This is a genomic window from Cupriavidus sp. H19C3, from assembly GCF_049393815.1.
GTDB lineage: Bacteria > Pseudomonadota > Gammaproteobacteria > Burkholderiales > Burkholderiaceae > Cupriavidus.
Window position 1 is genome coordinate 3,380,545 of the sequence record NZ_CP184985.1, and the last position, 17,033, is coordinate 3,397,577.

The 17,033-nt window shown below is 66.6% G+C and carries 11 protein-coding genes and 1 pseudogene; 11 read left to right on the plus strand and 1 reads right to left on the minus strand.

Going from position 1 to position 17,033, the window contains the following annotated elements:
• Positions 1-11 precede the first annotated feature (11 nt).
• The 10 genes and pseudogenes from DFLDMN_RS15645 to DFLDMN_RS15690 all read left to right on the plus strand — a co-directional run bounded on the left by DFLDMN_RS15645 (position 12) and on the right by DFLDMN_RS15690 (position 14,806).
• Complete coding sequence (locus DFLDMN_RS15645; RefSeq protein ID WP_423195805.1) at positions 12-653, plus strand: PilN domain-containing protein; 642 nt, start codon at positions 12-14, stop codon at positions 651-653.
• Positions 654-655: 2 nt separating this feature from the next.
• Complete coding sequence (locus DFLDMN_RS15650; RefSeq protein ID WP_423195806.1) at positions 656-1,327, plus strand: type 4a pilus biogenesis protein PilO; 672 nt, start codon at positions 656-658, stop codon at positions 1,325-1,327.
• Positions 1,324-1,857: a pilus assembly protein PilP gene (locus DFLDMN_RS15655; protein ID WP_423195807.1), complete on the plus strand. Its 534-nt coding sequence runs from the start codon at positions 1,324-1,326 to the stop codon at positions 1,855-1,857. The genes DFLDMN_RS15650 and DFLDMN_RS15655 overlap by 4 nt, the downstream gene beginning before the upstream one ends.
• Positions 1,854-3,986 (plus strand): type IV pilus secretin PilQ, encoded by a 2,133-nt coding sequence (gene pilQ / locus DFLDMN_RS15660; RefSeq protein WP_423195808.1) that lies wholly within the window; start codon positions 1,854-1,856, stop codon positions 3,984-3,986. The genes DFLDMN_RS15655 and pilQ overlap by 4 nt, the downstream gene beginning before the upstream one ends.
• A gap of 318 nt (positions 3,987-4,304) precedes the next feature.
• Positions 4,305-4,814: pseudogene (locus DFLDMN_RS15665) on the plus strand (shikimate kinase); the annotation flags it as partial.
• Between the two features lie 140 nt (positions 4,815-4,954).
• Entirely contained in the window at positions 4,955-6,061 is a 1,107-nt protein-coding gene (gene aroB / locus DFLDMN_RS15670) for a 3-dehydroquinate synthase (protein WP_423195809.1), read from the plus strand.
• Between the two features lie 81 nt (positions 6,062-6,142).
• Positions 6,143-7,279 (plus strand): deoxyguanosinetriphosphate triphosphohydrolase, encoded by a 1,137-nt coding sequence (locus tag DFLDMN_RS15675; protein WP_423195810.1) that lies wholly within the window; start codon positions 6,143-6,145, stop codon positions 7,277-7,279.
• 116 nt (positions 7,280-7,395) lie between these two features.
• Positions 7,396-8,127, plus strand: a complete 732-nt coding sequence (locus DFLDMN_RS15680; RefSeq protein WP_423195811.1) for a transposase — start codon at positions 7,396-7,398, stop codon at positions 8,125-8,127.
• 422 nt (positions 8,128-8,549) lie between these two features.
• On the plus strand, positions 8,550-13,217 hold the full coding sequence (locus tag DFLDMN_RS15685) for a glutamate synthase-related protein (protein ID WP_423198438.1): 4,668 nt from the start codon (positions 8,550-8,552) through the stop codon (positions 13,215-13,217).
• Positions 13,218-13,342: 125 nt separating this feature from the next.
• The gene (locus tag DFLDMN_RS15690; RefSeq protein ID WP_423195812.1) at positions 13,343-14,806 is read left to right on the plus strand and encodes a glutamate synthase subunit beta; all 1,464 of its coding nucleotides are present in this window, start codon (positions 13,343-13,345) and stop codon (positions 14,804-14,806) included.
• 244 nt (positions 14,807-15,050) lie between these two features.
• Here the strand turns inward: DFLDMN_RS15690 and DFLDMN_RS15695 are convergent, their stop codons facing one another.
• Entirely contained in the window at positions 15,051-15,590 is a 540-nt protein-coding gene (locus DFLDMN_RS15695; protein ID WP_423195813.1) for a GNAT family N-acetyltransferase, read from the minus strand.
• Between the two features lie 208 nt (positions 15,591-15,798).
• Between DFLDMN_RS15695 and DFLDMN_RS15700 the strand changes: the two genes are divergently transcribed.
• Complete coding sequence (locus DFLDMN_RS15700) at positions 15,799-16,869, plus strand: tripartite tricarboxylate transporter substrate binding protein (protein WP_423195814.1); 1,071 nt, start codon at positions 15,799-15,801, stop codon at positions 16,867-16,869.
• Positions 16,870-17,033: the final 164 nt, after the last annotated feature.

A 17,033-nucleotide genomic window follows, 5' to 3' on the forward strand; every position in this document is an offset into this window, starting at 1 on the left:
GGGGGAGAAGCATGTCCACGAACACGATCCCGTCGGTCAACCTGCTGCCGTATCACGAGGCGCGCAAGGCAGCCCGGCGCAAGAAGGTCTACACCATGCTCGGCGGCGCCGCTGGCGCCGGCGCGCTGGTGGTGCTGGCGGGCGGGTTCTATATCGATCACCGCATCGATGCCGAGGTGGCCCGCAACGCGCAGCTCAAGGCGGCGAATGCGCAGATGGATGCGCAGATCCGCGAGGTCAACACGCTCAAGAAGGATATCGAGGCGCTGCTCGAACGGCAGCGCGCGATCGAGGGCCTGCAGGCGCAGCGCAACCTGCCCGTGCAGTTGCTCGAGGAACTGGTGCGGCAGGTGCCCGAGGGGGTCTACCTGACGGGGCTCACGCAGACCGGCGACGCGTTCGTCATCAAGGGCGTGGCGCAATCGAACGAGCGTATCTCCGAACTGCTGCGCAACCTCAGCCTGGTGAGCTGGCTCGACAAGGCCGAGCTCAACGAGTCGAAGGCGGTCACCATGACCAACAACCTGCGCGAGCAGCGCCGGTTGTTCGATTTCTCGATGCGCTTTGCCTATCGCGCGCCCGAAGGAGCCGACAAGAAGAAGACCGGCGCCAGTGGCGTGCAGGCGGCGGGCACCCAGGGCGGGAAGGTCTGATCATGGCACTCGATACCAATCTCTCGCTGACGGATCTCACCGCGCAGTTCCGCGGCCTCAACCTCAACGAACCGGAAAGCTGGCCGGCCGCGCCGCGCTTGCTGTTCTCGGTGCTGGCGGCCGTGCTGGTACTTGCGCTCGGCTGGCAGTTCTACTGGAGCGACAAGACCGACGAGCTGGAGCGCAAGCAGGCCGAGCAGCAGCAGTTGCGCCAGGCGTACCAGAGCAAGGTTGCGCAGGTGGCCAACCTGGACGCATTGCGCGCGCAGAAGGTCGAGGTGGAAAAGCGCGTCGCGCTCGCCGAGCGCCAGTTGCCCAACAAGACCGAGATGGATGCGCTGCTGGCGGACGTCAACCATGCCGGCGTGGCACGCGGGCTGCAGTTCGAGCTGTTCAAGCCGGCTGCTGCGACGGTACGCCAGTACTACGCCGAGATTCCGGTCGACCTCAAGGTCACGGGCCGCTACCACGACATCGCGCAATTCAACGCGGACGTTGCCGCGCTCTCGCGCATCGTGTCGATCCGCGGCCTGAACCTGGCCACGGGCAAGGACGGCGTGCTGTCGATGGGCGCGATCGCGATGGCCTATCGCGCGCTCGATCCCGACGAGCAGGCCGCACAGCGGCGTGCCGCCGCGGATGCCGCCGCCAAGAAGACCGGAGGTGCCAAATGAGCCGCGCCCACGCTCCCCGGGTCTGCCTCACCGTCGCCGTGATGGCGCTGGCCACGAGCCTGCTCGCCGCGTGTGGCGGCGGCGAAGACGAGAACCTGCAGCAATGGATGGCATCCACGCGCGCGGCCCGGGTGCCGCCGCCTGAACCGCTGCCCGACGTCAAGCCGTATGTGCCGCGCGAATACGCGGGCCGCGGCGCGCCGGAACCGTTCGCCCAGACCAAGATCGGCGAACTGAACAAGGCAATGTCTGAGTCGCCGGAGGCCGGACGGCGACACGAGCCGCTCGAGGATTTTCCGCTGGAAAACTTCAAGATGCTCGGCATGATGAGGAAAAACGGCGAGACCTACGGTGTGGTACGCGTAGATAACAAGATCCACCACGTCAAAGTGGGTCAGTATCTCGGCCAGAACTATGGCCGGGTGGTCCGCATCAGCGATCAAGAGATCGTGTTGCGCGAATTGGTTCGGGAAGGGGTCACAGATTGGAAAGAGAAAATGACCAGCCTGAAGCTGGAGGGGTCCGCATGATCACGGCACGTTGGTACCGGGCGCTTGCGGGCGCTGCAGCGATGGCGCTGGTGCTGGCCGCACCAGTCGCCCAGGCGCAGACAAACCAGGTAAAGCAGGTGGACGCCAACGTGATTGGCGAGCAGACCGTATTCACGGTCGACCTGCAATCGGCGCCGGCGGAGAAGCCGGTGGACTTCACCACGCAGACGCCGGCCCGGATCGCGATCGACTTTATCGACACGGGTTTTGCCGCAGGCCGCGCGCAGTACGATTACGCGGGCAAGCTGCTCAAGGGCGCCAACGTGATGCAGATCGGCAACCGCACGCGCGTGGTGCTGGACCTGACGCGCTCGGCGCCGTATCGCACGGAGGTGCGTGGCAACCAGTTCGTCGTGCTGCTGGAGAACGCCGCCCAGGCCACGCGGCCGAGCGCGCCGACCTTTGCGCCAGGCCCGGCCGCTGCCGCCGCGGTGGCCGCCAACCGGCCCTCGGTGCGCAATATCGACTTCCGCCGCGGCGCCGATAACGCCGGCCGGGTGGTGGTGGACCTGTCCTCGCGCGACTCGGGCATCAATATCGCGCAGCAAGGGCAGAATCTCGTGGTCGATTTCATCGGCACCACGCTGCCCGCGGATCTGCGCCGGCGCTTCGATGTCAGCGACTTCGGCTCGCCCGTGCAGGCGATGCGTGCCAGCGATACCACCGGCAATGCGCGCCTGACCATCGAGCCGCGCGGTAACTGGGAGTACAGCTCGTACCAGACCGACACGCAGTTCGTGGTGGAGGTGCGTCCGGTCAAGGAAGATCCCAACAAGCTGATCGCGGGCTCGGGCTATCGTGGCGAACGGATGTCGCTGAACTTCCAGAACATCGATATCCGCTCGCTGCTGCAGGTATTTGCCGACTTCACCGGCCTCAACATCATCACGAGCGATACCGTGCAGGGCAACCTGACGCTGCGACTGAAGGATGTGCCGTGGGACCAGGCGCTGCAGATCGTGATGGACTCCAAGGGCCTCGCGTCGCGCCGCAATGGCAACGTGCTGTGGGTCGCGCCGAAGAACGAGCTGGCCGAGAAGGAGAAAGCCGAGCTCGAGGCGCGCGCGCAGATCGTGGAACTGGAGCCGATGCGCAGCCAGGTGTTCCAGCTCAACTACCAGCGCGCCGACGACGTGCGCCGCATGCTGCTCGGTATCGCCACCGGCGGCGCCGCGGGCGGCGCGGTGGCCCCGGTCGGTGGCGTGGGTGGCGCGTCGGCCGGACGTATCCTGTCCAAGCGTGGCTCGCTGACGGCGGATCCGCGTACCAACCAGCTGTTCGTGTCGGACATCGGCAGCAAGCTCGAGGAAGTGCAGTCGTTCCTGCAGAAGATCGACATCCCGGTGCGCCAGGTCATCATCGAGGCACGCATCGTCGAGGCCACCGATACCTTCAGCCGCAATCTCGGCGTCAAGCTCGGTTTCGCCTCGCAGCGTAGCGGCGCGGGCTACGGCAACTCGTACACCAACGTGACCAGCCCGTTCACGCAGAATGCCACCTGGGACAACAGCCCGGCGCTGAGCCTGCCGGCCGCGGCGATCGGCGCGGCCAACCCGGCCTCGGTGGCGGTGAGCCTGTTCAACGCCGGTGCCGGCCGCTTCCTGGCGCTGGAGCTGTCGGCGCTGGAGGCCGATGGCAAGGGCAAGGTCATTTCGAGCCCGCGTGTGGTGACGGCGAACAACATCAAGGCGCTGATCGAGCAGGGCACGGAACTACCGTACCAGCAGTCGACGTCGAGCGGCGCCACCTCGATCGCGTTCAAGAAGGCCAACCTGAAGCTGGAAGTCACGCCGCAGATCACGCCGGAAGGCAACGTGATGCTCGATGTGGACGTCAACAAGGACACCCCGGGCGATCCGACGCCGGGCGGTCTGGCCATCAATACCAAGCACGTGCAGACCCAGGTGCTGGTGGAGAACGGCGGCACCGTGGTGATTGGCGGTATCTACCAGCAGACGCTGAAGGACAACTCGAACAAGGTGCCCTGGCTCGGCGACGTGCCAGTGCTCGGCTACCTGTTCCGGGACAACTCCAAGCAGGACGATCGCACCGAGCTGCTGGTGTTCCTGACGCCGCGTATTCTCAACGACAGCGTTTCGCTGAAATAACGGCGGCGGGTCGTCCAGACCTTCCGGATGCAGTAGACTGGCAGGCCGCGTCACATCGACGCGGCCTTTTTGTTTGTCGCACCGTTTGCCATCCGGCTGGCATCGCGATGTGATGCTTTAAGCGTCACATTCCGCTGACGGGACGATGCCAACCGATGCCAACCGATGCCAACCGATGCCAACCGGTGCCAATCGATGCCAACCGATGGCAATCGGTGCTACCCGGTGCCAGCCGGTGCCGACACCACAGAGTAAATCGCAGCAGTGACCGCAGCCACTCGTCCGAATCTTCCCCCCAACCTGTTCTTCGTCGGTCTGATGGGGGCCGGCAAGACGACGGTTGGCCGTACCGTGGCCAAGCGCCTCGACTACCCGTTCTTCGATTCCGATCATGAACTCGAGGCCCGTTGCGGCGTGCGTATTCCGGTAATCTTCGAGCACGAGGGCGAGGCCGGCTTCCGCGATCGCGAGACGCAGGTGATCGCCGAACTGACCGGGCGGCGCGGCATCGTGCTGGCGACGGGCGGCGGTGCGGTATTGCGTGAGGCCAACCGGGCCGCGCTCAAGGCTAACGGCACGGTGGTGTACCTGCGCGCCAGCCCGCACGATCTCTGGCTACGCACGCGTCACGACCGCAACCGGCCGCTGCTGCAGACCGAAAATCCGAAGGCTCGCCTCGAAGCGCTCTACGCCGAGCGCGACCCGCTCTATCGTGAGGTGGCGGACTTCATTATCGAAACCGGCAAGCCATCGGTGGCACAGCTTGCTAATATGGTTCTCATGCAACTCGAAATGGCCGGTGTGGTGTTTCCGTCCGGGCAGTCGTCGGCACCGCCTGGGATGGTGCCCGTGATGGCGCCCGTGAAGGTGCCCGTGAAGGTGCCAGCGGTGGCGCCCTCGGTGGCGCCCGGCGCGGATGCCGACGCGGAAGCCAACGCGGATGCCGGGCCAGTGCAGGATTCTCACTCATGATTACGCTCCAAGTCGATCTGGGCGCGCGCAGCTACCCGATCCATATCGGCGGTGGCCTGCTTGGCCGCGCCGACCTGCTGGCTCCGCACGTGCGTGGCCAGCATGCCGTCATTGTCACCAACGAGACCGTGGGTCCGCTCTATGCGGCGCGCGTCGAGGCCGCGCTCGCATCGCTCGGCAAGACCGTGCGCGTGGTGACGTTGCCCGACGGCGAGCGTTTCAAGCAGTGGGAAACGCTGAACCTGATCTTCGACGCGTTGCTGCGGGCGGGTGCCGACCGCAAGACCACGCTGATCGCACTCGGCGGCGGCGTGGTGGGCGATATGACGGGGTTTGCCGCGGCCTGCTACATGCGCGGCGTGCCGTTTGTGCAGATGCCGACCACCTTGCTCGCGCAGGTCGATTCGTCGGTGGGCGGCAAGACTGGCATCAACCATCCGCTCGGCAAGAACATGATCGGCGCGTTCCACCAGCCCAACGCGGTGATCGCCGATATCGACGCGCTGCGCACGCTGCCGCCGCGCGAGCTGGCGGCGGGGCTGGCCGAAGTCATCAAGCACGGCGCCATTGCCGATGCAGGATACTTTGGCTGGATCGAAACCCATATCGGCGCGCTGAACGCGTGCGATGCCGAGCTGATGGCCGAGGCGGTGCGGCGCTCGTGCGAAATCAAGGCCGCCGTGGTGGCGCAGGACGAGCGCGAGGGCGGGCTGCGCGCCATCCTCAATTTTGGCCATACCTTCGGCCACGCGATCGAAGCCGGCATGGGCTACGGCGAATGGCTGCACGGCGAGGCGGTGGGCTGCGGCATGGTGATGGCGGCCGACCTGTCCCACCGGCTCGGCTTTATCGATACGGAGGCGCGCGCACGCATCCGTACCCTGACGCAGGCGGCCATGCTGCCGGTGGTGGCGCCGGACCTTGGGGCCGACCGCTATATCGAACTGATGAAGGTGGACAAGAAGGCCGAGGCCGGGAGCATCAAGTTCATCCTGTTACGGCGCCTCGGGGAAGCGTTCATTACCACCGTGCCGGACGCGGACCTGCGCGAGACGCTGCGCCACGCGATCCTGAAACCCCCCACCGAGGCACCGGTCGCCTGACCGATCGGCCATGCCTCGCAACCCCGAACCCAACGCCAACTTCCCCTGGTACGTTGCAATGTTGGCTCCACGGATTGCCGCATGACCGATCTCGAAACCCATCTCGCTCCCTACGCCGCACGCTCCGCGCAGTCGCGCGGGCGCGTGCATGCCGAGCCGGCGTCGTCGTCGCGCAGCGAATTCCAGCGCGACCGCGACCGCGTGATCCACAGCACCGCATTCCGGCGGCTCGAGTACAAGACCCAGGTCTTCGTCAACCACGAGGGCGACCTGTTCCGTACCCGGCTCACGCACAGCCTGGAAGTCGCGCAGATCGCACGCTCGATTGCGCGTAACCTGCGCCTCAACGAGGACCTCGTCGAGGCCATCTCGCTCGCGCACGACCTCGGCCACACGCCGTTCGGCCACGCGGGGCAGGATGCGCTGAACACCTGCATGAAGAACCATGGCGGCTTCGAGCACAACCTGCAAAGCCTGCTGGTGGTCGACGAGCTGGAGGAGCGCTACGGTGGCTTCAATGGCCTGAACCTGACCTTCGAGACGCGCGAAGGCATTCTCAAGCATTGCTCGCGCGTCAACGCGGCCGCGCTCGGTGAACTCGGGCGGCGCTTTCTGGAAGGTTCGCAGCCATCGCTGGAAGCGCAGCTGGCCAACCTCGCCGACGAGATCGCGTACAACAATCACGATATCGACGACGGCCTGCGCTCGGGCCTGCTGACGCTGGAACAACTGGACGAGGTGCCGATGTGGGCCCGCCATCGTGCCGAAGTATCGACGGCGTTCCCGGGCATCAACGGCCGTCGGGCCATCAACGAGACCGTCCGGCGCATGATCAATACGTTGATCGTCGACCTGATCGATACCACCACGCAGAACATCGCGGCCGCTGGCGTGAAGTCGATCGATGCGGTGCGCGCGGCCCGGCCGCTGGTGGCATTCAGCCCCAAGGTGCATGAAGAGGCGGCCGCGCTCAAGCGCTTCCTGTTCCGGCATCTGTACCGGCATTACCTGGTCATGCGCATGTCGGCCAAGGCGCAGCGCATCGTCTCGGACCTGTTCGGCGCGTTCATGGCCGACTGCCGCCTGTTGCCGCCCCAGTACCAGGCCGGCCATGGCGGCGACCAGCCGCGCCTGATCGCGCATTACATCGCCGGCATGACCGACCGCTATGCGATTCGCGAGCACCGGCGCATCTTCGCGGTCAGCGAAAGCAACTGACCCGCCCAGGGGCGAAAAAATAGGGACGGATTGGCCTCCGCGCCGGCATCGCCGGGAAGCACCGGAGCTATCATGTCGGCATCGCTGATGCCGGCTCGCCCCGAACCCCCTTCCGCATGGCCCGTCTTCCCCGTTTTTCTCCCGCCGGTCTGCCGGCGCTCGTGTTGCAGCGTGGCAACAACCGCCAGCCAGTGTTCCTCGGCCCCGACGACTACGCGTACTACCTCGACTGCCTGCGCATGGCCGCGCGCGAGCACGACCTGGCCGTGCATGCCTATGCGCTGCGGCCAAACCACATCCACCTGGTGGCCACGCCCAAAGGGCCGGACTCGCTGAGCCTGGTCATGCAGGCGGTGGGCCGTCGCTATGCGCGGCATTTCAACCGCGTGGCGGCGCGCACCGGCACCCTCTGGGAAGGCCGCTTCCGCTCCGCCGTGATCGAGCCCGAGGCGTGGGTGTTGCCGGCCATGCTGTACGTCGAAGGCAACGCCGTGCGGGCGGGCGACATCACGGCGCCCGAACTCGATCCTTGGAGCAGCTACCGGCATCACGCCGGCATCGAAGCCAGTCCATTTGTGAGCGATCACTCCTGCTATTGGGCACTGGGCAACACGCCCTTCGAGCGGCAATCCAACTATCGGCTACTGATGGCCGAGGGGCTCTCGGGCCAGACGCTGGCGACCTTGCGGCGCCACGCCCATAGCGGCTGGCCGTTGGGCAACGATGCGTTCCTGGCGCAACTCGAGCGCCAGGCGACGCGGCGGGTGCAGCCGCTGCCGAAGGGGCGACCGAAGGGTGAGTCGAAGGGTGAGTCGAAGGGAGCCCGAGCCGTCGAGCTCACACCCTAGACCTCTACCGGAGTAATCTGTCCCCACATAATGACCCTGTTCAAAATGGTGCGACCATAAATATGTTCTGACCCCATTTAATATTTTTGCGAGTCATTCCTGATTCTCATATAGTTGCTCCACCCACATTCATTGTGCGGCGCGTCACGCCCGTGTACGCCGCTGCGGTCCCCGTTGCCAGCCACCGGCCCTTGAGAGCCAGGTGCGGCAGCGACGCCCTCCGGTCTGCCCGTGCTGGCTGCGCAGCCTTCACCGGAATTCTGCCCGTGGACCACTCGCAACACTCTTCCGACCTGCCTGCTCACGTCACCGTGGGCCCCATCGTGGACACCACCGTGGGCGTCACCGAGGCAGCCGCCGGGCGCCCGCAGGCGCAGGGCCTCTATGACCCGACCAACGAACATGACGCGTGCGGCGTCGGCATGGTCGCGCATATCAAGGGCAAGAAGTCCCACGAAATCATCTCCCAGGGCCTGAAGATCCTGGAGAACCTCGACCACCGGGGCGCGGTCGGCGCGGATGCGCTGATGGGCGACGGGGCCGGCATCCTGATCCAGATCCCCGACCAGTTCTACCGCGAGGAAATGGCGCGCCAGGGCGTGACGCTGCCGCCGGCCGGCGAGTACGGCGTCGGCATGATCTTCCTGCCCAAGGAACATGCATCGCGCCTCGCCTGCGAACAGGAACTCGAACGCACCGTGCGCCTGGAAGGCCAGGTCGTGCTCGGCTGGCGCGACGTGCCGGTGGACTGCAACATGCCGATGTCGCCGACGGTCCGCAAGACCGAGCCGGTCATCCGCCAGATCTTCATCGGCCGCGGCCGCGACATCATGACCACGGACGCGCTGGAGCGTAAGCTCTACGTGATCCGCAAGACCGCCAGCCACGCGATCCAGGCACTCAAGCTCAAGCACGGCAAGGAGTATTTCGTGCCGTCGATGTCGGCGCGCACGGTGGTCTACAAGGGCCTGCTGCTGGCCAACCAGGTCGGCGAGTACTACCTCGACCTGCAGGACTCGCGCACCGTCTCGGCGCTCGCACTGGTGCACCAGCGCTTCTCCACCAATACCTTCCCGGCCTGGGAACTGGCCCACCCGTACCGCATGGTCGCCCACAACGGCGAAATCAATACGGTCAAGGGCAACGTGAACTGGGTCAACGCGCGTACCGGCGCGATCTCGTCGCCGGTGCTCGGCGACGACCTGCCCAAGCTGTGGCCGCTGATCTATCCGGGCCAGTCCGATACCGCGTCGTTCGACAACTGCCTCGAGCTGCTGACGATGGCCGGCTATCCGCTCGTGCACGCGATGATGATGATGATCCCGGAAGCGTGGGAGCAGCACACGCTGATGGACGACAACCGTCGCGCATTCTACGAATACCACGCCGCCATGATGGAGCCGTGGGACGGCCCCGCCGCGATCTGCTTCACCGATGGCCGCCAGATCGGCGCCACGCTCGACCGTAACGGCCTGCGTCCGGCACGTTTCTACGTGACCGAGGACGATTTCGTGGTGCTCGCCTCGGAAGCCGGCGTGCTGCCGTTCCCCGAGTCGCGCATCGTGCAGAAGTGGCGTCTGCAGCCCGGCAAGATGTTCCTGATCGACATGGAGCAGGGCCGCATCATTGACGACAAGGAACTCAAGGACAACCTCGCCAACGCCAAGCCTTACAAGAGCTGGATCGATGCCGTGCGCATCAAGCTCGACGAGCTCGACGCCAAGGCCGAGGACGTGGCCGCCGAGAAGAAGCCGGTGGCGCGCCTGCTCGACCGCCAGCAGGCGTTCGGCTACACCCAGGAGGACGTCAAGTTCCTGATGGCGCCGATGGCGCTCGCGGGCGAGGAAGCCACGGGCTCGATGGGCAACGACTCGCCGCTGGCCGTGCTGTCGTCCAAGAACAAGACGCTGTACCACTACTTCAAGCAGCTGTTCGCGCAGGTAACCAACCCGCCGATCGACCCGATCCGCGAGAACATGGTGATGTCGCTGGTGTCGTTCATCGGCCCCAAGCCGAACCTGCTCGAGCTGAACAACATCAACCCGCCGATGCGCCTGGAAGTGTCCCAGCCCGTGCTGGACTTCAAGGACATCGCCAAGATCCGCAACATCGAGCACTACACGGGCGGCAAGTTCCGTTCGTACGAGCTCAACATCTGCTATCCGACCGCGTGGGGCAAGGAAGGCATCGAGGCGCGCCTGGCGTCGCTGTGCGCCGAGGCGGTGGACGCGGTGCGTTCGGGCTACAACATCCTGATCATCTCCGACCGCCGCGTCGATGACGATCACGTTGCCATCCCGGCGCTGCTGGCCACCTCGGCCGTGCATCACCACCTGGTGGAGAAGGGCCTGCGTACCTCGACCGGCCTCGTGGTGGAAACCGGCTCCGCGCGCGAGGTGCACCACTTTGCGCTGCTGGCCGGCTACGGCGCCGAAGCCGTGCACCCGTACCTGGCGATGGAAACCCTGGCCGACATGGCCACGGGCCTGTCCGGCGACCTCTCGCCCGACAAGGCCGTGAAGAACTTCGTCAAGGCGATCGGCAAGGGCCTGTTCAAGGTGATGTCCAAGATGGGCATCTCGACGTACATGTCGTACACCGGCGCGCAGATCTTCGAGGCCATCGGCCTGTCGCGCGAGCTCGTGCAGAAGTACTTCCACGGTACGCCGTCGAACGTCGAGGGCATCGGCATCTTCGAGGTTGCCGAGGAAGCGCTGCGTCTGCATCGCGACGCGTTCGGCGACAGCCCCGTGCTCGAGAACATGCTCGATACCGGCGGCGAATATGCGTACCGCGTCCGCGGTGAAGAGCATATGTGGACACCGGACTCGGTGGCCAAGCTGCAGCACTCGGTGCGCGCGGACGACGGCAAGGGCGCCTACCAGACGTACAAGGAATACGCCAACATCATCAACGACCAGAGCCGCCGCCACATGACGCTGCGCGGCCTGTTCGAGTTCAAGGTCGACCCGGCGCGCGCCATTCCGCTCGACGAAGTGGAACCGGCCAAGGCGATCGTCAAGCGCTTTGCCACCGGTGCCATGTCGCTCGGCTCGATCTCGACCGAGGCCCACACGACGCTGGCGGTGGCGATGAACCGCATCGGCGGCAAGTCGAACACCGGCGAAGGCGGCGAGGACGAGAAGCGCTACCGCAACGAACTGCGCGGCATTCCCATCAAGCAGGGCGATACGCTCAAGGGCGTGCTGGGCGATCACGTGATCGAACGCGACCTGCCGCTGCAGGCCGGCGATTCGCTGCGCTCGAAGATCAAGCAGGTGGCATCGGGCCGGTTTGGCGTGACCGCCGAATACCTGGCGTCGGCCGACCAGATCCAGATCAAGATGGCGCAGGGCGCCAAGCCCGGCGAGGGTGGCCAACTGCCCGGCCACAAGGTGTCCGACTACATCGGCAAGCTGCGTTATTCGGTGCCCGGTGTGGGCCTGATCTCGCCGCCGCCGCACCACGACATCTACTCGATCGAGGATCTGGCCCAGCTGATCCATGACCTGAAGAACGTGAACCCGGCCTCCGATATCTCGGTGAAGCTGGTGTCGGAAGTTGGCGTGGGCACCGTGGCCGCGGGTGTGGCCAAGGCCAAGGCCGATCACGTGGTGATTGCCGGTCACGATGGCGGCACCGGCGCTTCGCCGTGGTCGTCGATCAAGCACGCCGGCACGCCGTGGGAACTGGGCCTGGCCGAGACCCAGCAGACGCTGATGCTCAACGGCCTGCGCAACCGCATCCGCGTGCAGGCCGACGGCCAGATGAAGACCGGCCGTGACGTCGTCATCGGCGCGCTGCTCGGCGCCGACGAATTCGGCTTTGCCACCGCGCCGCTGGTAGCCGAGGGTTGCATCATGATGCGCAAGTGCCATCTGAACACCTGCCCGGTCGGCGTGGCCACGCAGGATCCGGCGCTGCGCAAGAAGTTCCAGGGCAAGCCGGAGCACGTCGTCAACTTCTTCTTCTTCGTGGCCGAGGAAGCGCGCGAGATCATGGCGCAACTGGGCATCCGCACGTTCGACGAGCTGATCGGCCGCGCCGACCTGCTGGATACGCGCGCCGGCATCGAGCACTGGAAGGCGCGCGGCCTGGACTTCAGCCGCATCTTCTACCAGGCCCCGTTCCCGGCGGAGCTGCCGCGCTTCCACACCGACGTGCAGGATCACGGCCTCGCGCCGGAAGCCGGCAAGGCGCTCGACCATGTGCTGATCGCCAAGGCACGGCCGGCCATCGACAAGGGCGAGCGCGTGTCGTTCATCCAGCCGGTCAAGAACGTCAACCGCACGGTCGGCGCGATGCTGTCGGGCGTGGTGGCCAAGCAGTACGGCCACGAGGGGCTGCCCGACGACACCATCCATATCCAGCTGCAAGGCACGGCCGGCCAGTCGTTCGGCGCGTTCCTCGCGCACGGCATCACGCTGGACCTGGTGGGCGACGGCAACGACTACGTCGGCAAGGGCCTGTCGGGCGGCCGCGTGATTGTGCGCACGCCGCACGAGTTCCGTGGCGATCCGACCCGCAACATCATCGTCGGCAACACGGTGCTGTACGGCGCCATCGCGGGCGAGGCGTTCTTCAACGGCGTCGCCGGCGAACGCTTTGCGGTGCGCAACTCCGGCGCCACCGCGGTGGTGGAAGGCACCGGCGACCATGGCTGCGAGTACATGACCGGCGGTACGGTGGTCGTGCTCGGCGGGACCGGCCGTAACTTTGCCGCGGGCATGTCGGGCGGCGTGGCCTACGTCTATGACGAGGACGGCCTGTTCGACAAGCGCTGCAATACGTCGATGGTGGCACTGGAAGCCGTGCTCGCCGCGGCCGACCAGGAGAAGGGCCAGCCGCAGGCGCAATGGCACAAGCTCAACGGCAAGCGCGAGCTGGACGAAGCGATCCTGCGCGGCCTGATCGAGCAGCACTTCCGCTACACCGGTTCCGAGCGCGCCAAGGCGCTGCTGGCGGACTGGACCACGGCGCGCCGCAAGTTCGTCAAGGTCTTCCCGACCGAGTACAAGCGCGCCCTGGGCGAGATGTACGCGAAGGAGCAGGCCGCACGCGACAGCGACCGCGAGGCGATTGCCGCCTGAGCAGCCTCGGCGGGCCCTCGTGCCACGAACGGCGCCGCGCACCGCGCGGCGTCCACAAGACTATGACCTCACAGCGGGGCTGGCAGCATCGTGCCGGCTCCGCCCAGCAAGACCAAGGACGCAACATGGGTAAGGCGACTGGCTTTCTCGAATTTCCGCGCCAGAACGAAGGCTATGAACCGGTAGTCAAGCGCGTGAAGCATTACAAGGAATTCGTGTTCGCGCTCTCCGACAGCGAAGCGAAGCTCCAGGGTGCGCGCTGCATGGACTGCGGGATTCCGTTCTGCAACAACGGCTGCCCGGTCAACAACATCATTCCGGACTTCAACGACCTCGTGTATCGCCAGGACTGGAAGTCGGCGATCGAGGTGCTGCACCAGACCAACAACTTCCCCGAGTTCACGGGCCGCATCTGCCCGGCACCGTGCGAGGCCGCCTGCACGCTTGGCATCAACGAGCTGCCGGTGGGCATCAAGTCGATCGAGCACGCCATCATCGACAAGGCGTGGGAAGAAGACTGGGTGGCGCCGCAGGTGCCCCGGCACAAGACCGGCAAGACCGTGGCCGTGGTCGGCTCGGGCCCGGCGGGCCTGGCCGCCGCGCAGCAGCTCGCGCGTGTCGGCCACGACGTGACCGTGTTCGAGAAGAACGACCGCATCGGCGGCCTGCTGCGCTACGGTATTCCTGACTTCAAGATGGAGAAGTCGCTGATCGACCGCCGGATCGAGCAGATGCAGGCCGAAGGCGTGACGTTCCGCCCCGGCGTGATGGTGACCGACGGGGCGCTGCCGGCCGGCATCAAGAACTATGCGCGCGAAACCATCAGCGCCCAGGCGCTGATGGACCAGTTCGACGCCGTGGTGCTGGCGGGCGGGTCCGAAGTCCCGCGCGACCTGCCGGTGCCGGGCCGCGAGCTGGCTGGCGTGCACTACGCGCTGGAATTCCTGATTCCGCAGAACAAGGAAGTGGCCGGCGACGGCGAGAACGACATTCGCGCCGAAGGCAAGCACGTGATCGTGATCGGCGGTGGCGATACGGGTTCGGACTGCGTCGGTACCTCGAACCGTCATGGCGCCGCCTCGGTGACCCAGTTCGAACTGCTGCCGCAACCGCCGGAAGAAGAGAACAAGCCGCTGGTGTGGCCGTACTGGCCGATCAAGCTGCGCACGTCGTCCTCGCACGAGGAAGGCTGCTCGCGCGACTGGTCGGTGGCGACCAAGGAATTCATCGGCGAGAACGGCAAGCTCACGGCGCTCAAGGCGTGCCGCGTCGAATGGCGGGACGGCCGCATGCAGGAAGTGCCCGACAGCGAGTTCGTGCTGCCGGCGGATCTGGTGCTGCTGGCCATGGGCTTTACCAACCCGGTGGGTTCGGTGCTCGAGGCATTTGGTGTGGACACCGATGCGCGCAAGAACGCCAAGGCCTCGACCGAAGGCGAGCGCGCGTACTACACCAACGTACCGAAGGTGTTTGCCGCCGGTGACGTGCGCCGTGGCCAGTCGCTGGTCGTATGGGCCATCCGCGAAGGCCGCCAGGCCGCCCGTTCGGTGGATGCGTTCCTGATGGGCCACAGCGAACTGCCGCGCTGAGTCGCCGCCGGCGTCGTTGCCACACGGCGCGGGCCGGCTGCGGCCGGCCCCGGTGCGGGTCTGTGTTCGCGCCTTTGCCCTCGCGCTGCCGCTGGCCTGGCGCGAGGGGGCGTGCGAAGGGGAGTGCAAAGCGGCGGGCAACCGGGGCCTGCCAACCGGCCACGCCCGACCGGACGTGCCAACCGGACGTGCCCAACGGAGGCGACCAACGGACGCGCCCAACCGGACGCGCCGATCGCGCATGCTAATCCTGCCGCCGATCGCGCCCGTCCGCCAGGCACCGTTCCATCATCACGGCTGCCTCTCCATACGCCGCCAGCTTGGCCGCGTACTGCGCCTGCGCCACGACCGGCGCGTACCCAAGCCTGCACCACCATGGCGCCGCCGCCTGCACGGCGATCAGGCGCGACCGCGTCAGCGCCAGCTTCCGGGCCGCCGCGTGCGCGGCCGCATAGAGCCGTGCCGCCACGCCGGTGCCACGCCCCGCGGGCGCGACCGCGAGGTCGTGGATAAACCAGACCAGCGGTTCATCCGCGCCCCAGTCGCGCACGAGCCGGCCGTCGAGTGCGGGCAGGCCGGCCGCCGGCCACGCGTGGGTCAGCAGGTAGGCCATTGGCACGCCGTCGGCGCGCGTGGCGAACCAGCAGGTATCGGGGGAGAGCGTGAGCCGGCTTTCGAGCGCGGCGACGGACTCGAGCAGGGCGTCGCCATAGCACTGTGCCTGCACGGCGAGCACGCCGGGCAAGTCGGCGCCGGTCATGTGCCGGAGAATGAATTCGGACATGGCGCGATTATAAGGACCGCCCCCGCCCCTTTTCGTCTCGCGTGCCGCCATGGGGTTCACCCGGCTATGGTTTACGTGGTCTGTGCCGGCCCGGAGCGAGTTCGTACAATGCCCCGAACGAGACCAGACGAGTCCCGGGAAGAGACTGCCTCGCTATCCCTTTCAGCCGATCATGAGCCATGGCAATGCCGCGGCCCGGAGGAAATTGATGCCCGAAGTACGCATTTGGACGCGGCTTTGGCGAGGTCAAGCGCAGTTGCCTGCGCTCGCTGCCATCATCCTGTCCCTGGCCTGCTGGGCTGTGCCGGCGCTCGCGCAGGCACAAGCAGGCACGACCGCCGCCGCCATCCCGCCGACCACCAATCCGGTCCGGCCAGGAGCGTTTCCTGCCGGCACGATCCGCCTGATCGTGCCATTTCCGGCCGGTAGCGTGGCCGACGCCGTCGCCCGTCTGCTGGCGGAGCGGCTGGCGGCGCGCTTCGGCGTGCCGGTGGAAGTCGACAACCGGCCGGGCGCGGCTGGCACCATGGCCGGCGACGTGGTGGCCAAGGCCAGTTCCGACGGCCAGACGCTGCTGTTCCACCAGGCCAACATGCTGATCCAGTCCGGGCTGGAACCGGTGCCCTACGACGTGGTGCGCGACTTCACGCCGGTCGCGCGCGTGGCCGCGATGCCGCTGTTTCTGGTTATCGACGGCCGCTTGCCGATGCAGACCACGCAGCAGTGGAGCACCGCGGTGCGTGCCAACCCGGCGTCGTACAGCTACGGCTACGGCCAGCCCGGCAGCCCCGCCCACCTGTATGCCGAATACGCGGTACGCGGCGTTCCCAACGGGGCGGTGCCGCTGATTGCGGCCAAGGGCGAGAACGCGGTGGTGCAGGAGATGCTGGCCGGGCGCATCAGCGCCTGTTTCTGTTCCTATGCGGCGGTGCAGACCCATTTGCGCAGTGGCGCGCTGCGCATGCTTGGCGTTACCGGCGTGGCCCGCTCCGCGTTGGCGCCGCAGGTGCCGACGCTGCAGGAATCCGGCCTCGAGGGGTACGCGGCGGGGGCCTGGTATGGCGTGATGGCGCCGGCCAAGACGCCGCGCGCGATCGTGGCCCGCCTGGCCGCCGAGCTCGACAACGTGGTGGCCGAGCGCGAGGTCCGGGCGCGCCTGCTGGCGGCCGGGCTGACGCCCGAGCGCGATTCCCCCGAAGCCTTTGCGGTGGCGATCCGCAGCGAATCGATCCAGTGGCAGGTCATCCTGCGCCAGACCGCGCAGGGGCGCGAACCCTGAGGCAGATCCCGCCGATGGGACGGTCATCGCTAATTGGCGAATTTGCCATTAGTGATGACTGCGCGTGTAAATGTAACGCGACCCACACAGCATCCGGCACGTCTAGGTGGTAGCCCTTATAATGGCCGCCTGTCCAATCCGGTGCCAATGTGACCGCTTCCACT

Bases quoted from the DNA above. Each gene is read 5' to 3' on its own strand.
- DFLDMN_RS15685 (WP_423198438.1), top strand. From the start codon at position 8,550: ATGGTCGCGCATATCAAGGGCAAGAAGTCCCACGAAATCATCTCCCAG.
- DFLDMN_RS15650 (WP_423195806.1), top strand. From the start codon at position 656: ATGGCACTCGATACCAATCTCTCGCTGACGGATCTCACCGCGCAGTTC.
- DFLDMN_RS15655 (WP_423195807.1), top strand. From the start codon at position 1,324: ATGAGCCGCGCCCACGCTCCCCGGGTCTGCCTCACCGTCGCCGTGATG.
- DFLDMN_RS15675 (WP_423195810.1), top strand. From the start codon at position 6,143: ATGACCGATCTCGAAACCCATCTCGCTCCCTACGCCGCACGCTCCGCG.
- DFLDMN_RS15680 (WP_423195811.1), top strand. From the start codon at position 7,396: ATGGCCCGTCTTCCCCGTTTTTCTCCCGCCGGTCTGCCGGCGCTCGTG.
- DFLDMN_RS15690 (WP_423195812.1), top strand. From the start codon at position 13,343: ATGGGTAAGGCGACTGGCTTTCTCGAATTTCCGCGCCAGAACGAAGGC.
- DFLDMN_RS15700 (WP_423195814.1), top strand. From the start codon at position 15,799: ATGCCCGAAGTACGCATTTGGACGCGGCTTTGGCGAGGTCAAGCGCAG.
- DFLDMN_RS15695 (WP_423195813.1), bottom strand. From the start codon at position 15,590: ATGTCCGAATTCATTCTCCGGCACATGACCGGCGCCGACTTGCCCGGC.
- DFLDMN_RS15645 (WP_423195805.1), top strand. From the start codon at position 12: ATGTCCACGAACACGATCCCGTCGGTCAACCTGCTGCCGTATCACGAG.
- aroB (WP_423195809.1), top strand. From the start codon at position 4,955: ATGATTACGCTCCAAGTCGATCTGGGCGCGCGCAGCTACCCGATCCAT.
- pilQ (WP_423195808.1), top strand. From the start codon at position 1,854: ATGATCACGGCACGTTGGTACCGGGCGCTTGCGGGCGCTGCAGCGATG.